Origin of the sequence: Curtobacterium flaccumfaciens (assembly GCF_051548005.1) — a bacterium.
GTDB lineage: Bacteria > Actinomycetota > Actinomycetes > Actinomycetales > Microbacteriaceae > Curtobacterium.
The window spans coordinates 1-4,416 of record NZ_JBPUGH010000213.1 but is presented as its reverse complement, the minus strand read 5'-3'; the positions used below and the strand labels follow the sequence as shown (position 1 = coordinate 4,416).

The 4,416-nt window shown below is 72.1% G+C and carries 4 protein-coding genes; all 4 read right to left on the bottom strand.

All coding sequences use genetic code 11. From position 1 onward, the window contains the following. Positions 1-32: 32 nt before the first annotated feature. From ACSW7Y_RS16410 to ACSW7Y_RS16395, 4 genes are read right to left on the bottom strand one after another with little or no spacing between them, the layout of a single operon-like run. Positions 33-1,094, bottom strand: coding sequence for an N-acetylglucosamine kinase (locus ACSW7Y_RS16410; RefSeq protein ID WP_438127307.1), 1,062 nt, complete (start codon positions 1,092-1,094; stop codon positions 33-35). Then, positions 1,091-2,428 (bottom strand): 6-phospho-beta-glucosidase, encoded by a 1,338-nt coding sequence (locus ACSW7Y_RS16405; protein WP_438127306.1) that lies wholly within the window; start codon positions 2,426-2,428, stop codon positions 1,091-1,093. Before ACSW7Y_RS16405 ends, ACSW7Y_RS16410 begins: the two co-directional genes overlap by 4 nt. 7 nt (positions 2,429-2,435) lie before the next feature. Then, positions 2,436-3,344 (bottom strand): carbohydrate ABC transporter permease, encoded by a 909-nt coding sequence (locus tag ACSW7Y_RS16400; protein ID WP_438127305.1) that lies wholly within the window; start codon positions 3,342-3,344, stop codon positions 2,436-2,438. After that, positions 3,344-4,414 (bottom strand): carbohydrate ABC transporter permease, encoded by a 1,071-nt coding sequence (locus ACSW7Y_RS16395; protein WP_438127304.1) that lies wholly within the window; start codon positions 4,412-4,414, stop codon positions 3,344-3,346. Before ACSW7Y_RS16395 ends, ACSW7Y_RS16400 begins: the two co-directional genes overlap by 1 nt. Between the last annotated feature and the right edge of the window lie 2 nt (positions 4,415-4,416).

Genomic DNA, 4,416 nt, shown 5'->3' with positions numbered 1-4,416 from the left:
CGCCTCGGGCCTCCCGTCCGTCGTGTGGTGCGTCAGGCGATCGGGGCGGCCGTCGAAGCGAACTCGCGCCCCAGGACCGCTGCGCGGTACCGGTCCAGCGCGTCCGGCCCGGCCCCGACCGACTCGAGCGCCGCGAGCCCCGCGCCGAGGACCGGGGGAGCGGTGACCCACGTCGGTACCGCACCGGGCACACGCGCCGCGAACCCGGCGACGACCGGCTCGACGAGGAGCGGGTGTCGTGCCGCGAGGACCCCGCCACCGAGCACGATCGGCACCGGGGAGCCCGCGCCGCCGAGGCCGAGCCGTTCGAGGGCGACCGAGGCCATGAGGACGATCTCCTCCGCTTGGCGCTCGACCACCGAACGGGCGACCGCGTCCCCGGCCCCGGCCACGTCGAACAGCACCGGGCAGAGCCGACCGACGGCACCGGGGTCGAGGCGTCCGAAGTGGAGGGCCTCGGTGACCTCGCGGACGGACCGGAACCCCAGCGACCGCGGGACCGCGTCGACGAGGGCGGTCGCCGGGCCACGGCCGTCGTCGGCTCGGGCAGCGTGCCAGAGCGCACGGTTGCCGAGGTAGGCGCCGCCACCCCAGTCGCCCGAGACGTCGCCGATCGCCGGGTAGCGGATCGTCGCGCCGTCGGCCCGGACCGCGAGGGCGTTGATGCCCGTGCCGCACACGAGCGCCGCCGCGTCCGGCGAGAGCGTCCCGGCCCGGAGCAGGGCGAACAGGTCGTTGTCGAGGACGTCGGGCGCGCCGCCGTCCTCCGACCAGTGGGCGAGCGCCGCCTCGGCCGCGACGAGTTCGTCGTGCAGGTCGAGCCCGGCGAGGTAGACGTGGGTGGTCCGGACCGCACGCGTGCCGATCTCGTCGAGCACCCGAGCACGGATCTCGTCGAGGACCGGCTGCACCGCAGCCCAGCCGCGGGTCTGCGGGTTCGTCCCCGGACCACGCGCGTGGGCGACGAGCGAGCCGTCGAGACCGATCGCGACGACGTCGGTCTTGCTGCCGCCGCCGTCCACAGCGAGCACGACGTCGTCCGGTCCGTACCCGGAACCGGTCGGCGTGCGGACCACGCCGTCCGCGGTCGTCACCGTGCCCCCGCGAGCGCACCGCCGTGCGCCCCGCCGCTGCCCGCAGCGGTGCCGCCGGCCCACGGGATGAGGTCGGCGTTGGCGGCGAGCAGCAGGTCGGTCAGGCGCTCGGCCTTGTCGACCTGCCCGACGAGCGGGTGCGCCCACATCGCACGGAGCACCCGGTCGCGTCCGCCGTGCACCGCCGCCTCCAGCGCGAGGCGCTCGTAGCCGGCGACGTGCGACACGAGCCCGACCATGTCCGGCGCGAGGGGCTCCACCGGCAGCGGGGTGATCGCCTGTCGGGTGACGCGTGCGGGGACCTCGATGACGTGGTCGTCGGGGAGGAACGGGAAGGTGCCGTCGTTCCGCACGTTGAGGACCTGCACGTCGCCGCGGTCGCCGAGGATTGAGGAGAGCACGTCGATCGCGGCCTCGGAGTAGTACGCCCCGCCGCGCTGCTCGAGTTCGGCGGGCTTGGTCACGACGGCCTCGTCGGCGTACTTCGCGAGCAGCGCCCGCTCGGTGTCCATCACGGCCTCGGCGCGGGTGCGCTCGTGGAGCTGTTCCTCGAGCACGACGTCGTGGGCGTAGAAGTAGCGGAGGTAGTACGAGGGCACGGCGTGCTGCAATCGGATGAGGTCGGCGGGCATGTGCACGCTCTCCGCCATCCGGTCGAGGGCCCCGGTGTCGGCGGCGAGCAGCTCGGGCAGGACGTCGCGCTCCGTTCCGTCGGCGGACCGGACGTGTACCCCGCGCTCCCACGTCAGGTGGTTGAGACCGACGTGGTCGAGCCGGACCGCCTCGGGAGCGACGTCGAACTCGCGGGCGAACCGGCGCTGGAACCCGATCGCGACGTTGCAGAGCCCGACCGCGCGGTGCCCCGCTCCGAGCAGCGCACGGGTGACGATGCCGACGGGGTTCGTGAAGTCCACGATCCAGGCGTCGGGCTTGGCGTGCTTCCGAACCAGCTCGGCGTACTCGAGGACGACGGGCACGGTCCGGAGTGCCTTGGCGAACCCACCGGGCCCCGTGGTCTCCTGCCCGATGCAGCACGCGTCGTGCGGCCAGGTCTCGTCCTGCTGTCGTGCCGCCTGTCCGCCGATGCGGAGCTGGAACATGACGGCATCGGCGTCCGACACCCCGGCGACCACGTCGTCCGTGACGTGGACGGTGCCCGGGTGCCCGGCGTGCGCGAACATGCGCTGTGCGACCCCGCCGACGAGACGCCGGCGCTCGGGGTCGGGGTCGACGAGCCAGAGCTCGTCGATCGGCAGCTGGTCGCGGAGCCGGGCGAAGCCGTCCACGAGTTCGGGGGTGTAGGTGGATCCGCCACCGATGACCGTGAGTTTCACTGTGGTGCTATCCCTTCACGCCGGTGAGCGCGATGCCCTCGACGAATGCCTTCTGTGCGAAGAAGAAGATGACGACGACCGGGACCATGACGACGACGGTCATCGCCATCGTCATCGACCAGTCGGTGCCGTGCTGCCCGCGGAAGGTGGCGAGGCCGTACGCCACCGGCCAGGCGGCCTGGTTCTCGGACGCGTAGAGCAACGGTCCGTAGTAGTCGTTCCAGGAGTGGAAGAACATGAAGATCGCCGCCGACGCGATGCCCGGCCGTGCCATCGGCACGACGACCCGGGCGAGCACGCCCCACTCGCTGCAGCCGTCCATGCGCGCGGCGTCCCCGTACTCCTTCGGGATCGTCAGGAAGAACTGGCGGAGCAGGAAGATGCTGAACGCGTCGCCGAGCAGGTTCGGCAGGATCAGCGGCCACAGCGTCCCGGTGAGGTGCAGCTCGGACCACATGACGTAGACGGGCACGGCGGTGACCTGCGGGGGCAGGAGCATCGCCACGATGATGATCGTGAAGATGGCGTTCGCACCGCGGAACCGGATCTGCGCGAGGGCGTACGCGGCCGGGACCGAGCTGACGAGCATGAACGCGGTGGCGAGCACGGCGTACAGCGCCGAGTTGCCGAACCACTGCGCGAGGGGCAGCTCGGTGAACACCCGGCCGTAGTTCGCGAAGTCGAGCGGCTTCGGGATGATCGACGCCGTCAGGGCCTGGTTGCTCGACATGAGCGAGGTCAGCACGACGAACACGATCGGGGCGATCGTGATCACCCCGAGGGCGACGAGCGCGGCGTGCTCGGCGATCCACACGAGCAGGCTCCGGCGCGGGCCACGGGCGGTGCTGGGCGCGGTACCGCCGGGGGCTGCTCCGCGGGGAGCCCGGGCGAGCGGGGACTGGGACACGGCGGTCATCAGGACTCCTCGGGTCGGAACACGGAGATGCGGCGCATCGTGAACACGAGGACGATCGCGGTGATCACGAACAGCACCACGGCCATCGCGGAGGCGTAGCCGAACTGGAAGTTCGCGAACCCGTGCTGGTACAGCAGCTCGGTGTAGGTCAGCAGCGACGTGCCCGGGTACCCGAGCTGCGCCGCCGTCCCGCCGCCGATCGTGGCCTTGCCGGAGGCGACGCCCGAGGCGACCGCCGCCTCGGTGAAGTACTGCAGCGCCGCGATCACCCCCGTGACGACCGCGAACCCGATCACCGGCGCGATCGTCGGCAGCGTGATGTGCCGCACCTGCTGGGGGCCGTTGGCGCCGTCCAGCGACGCGGCCTCGTACAGGTCACGAGGGACGTCGAGCAGCGCCGCGAGGAAGATGATCATGATGTCGCCCATGACCCAGACGCCCATGATCACGAGCGACGGCTTCGACCACGCCGGGTCGTTGAACCACAGCGGACCGTCGATGCCGAAGACCCGCAGGATCTGGTTCACCGGCCCGGTGCCCGGGTTGAACAGGAACACGAACGCGACGACGCTCGCCACCGGCGGCACGAGGGCGGGCAGGTAGAAGAGCGTCCGCCAGAACCCCGTCGCGGCCTTCGCCCGGCTGAGCAGCCCGGCGACGAGCAGCGCGCACACGATCCGCACCGGCACGAGGATCACCACGAACCAGATCGTGTTGACGACCGCGGCCCCGATCTGCGGGTCCTGCGTGAACAGGAACCGGTAGTTGAGCAGCCCGACGAACTGCGGCTCCTGCAGCTGGTTGTACCGCGTGAACGAGTAGACGATCGACGCGACGAGGGGGTAGGCGAAGAAGACGACGAGTCCGAGCAGCGCCGGCGCGAGCATCGTCAGGGCGACGACGCGGCGCCGCGACTCGGCGCTGCGCCGCCGACCCGGCCCGCCCCCGCGCGACGAGCGCGTGGTGCGGCCGGTGGGGTCGGGAGCCGACCCCTTCGGGGAGGTCGGCCGGGAGGCGCGGGTGGGCCGCGCCTCCAGGCTGTCCGGTCCGGGGGGGGTGACGTCGGTCATCC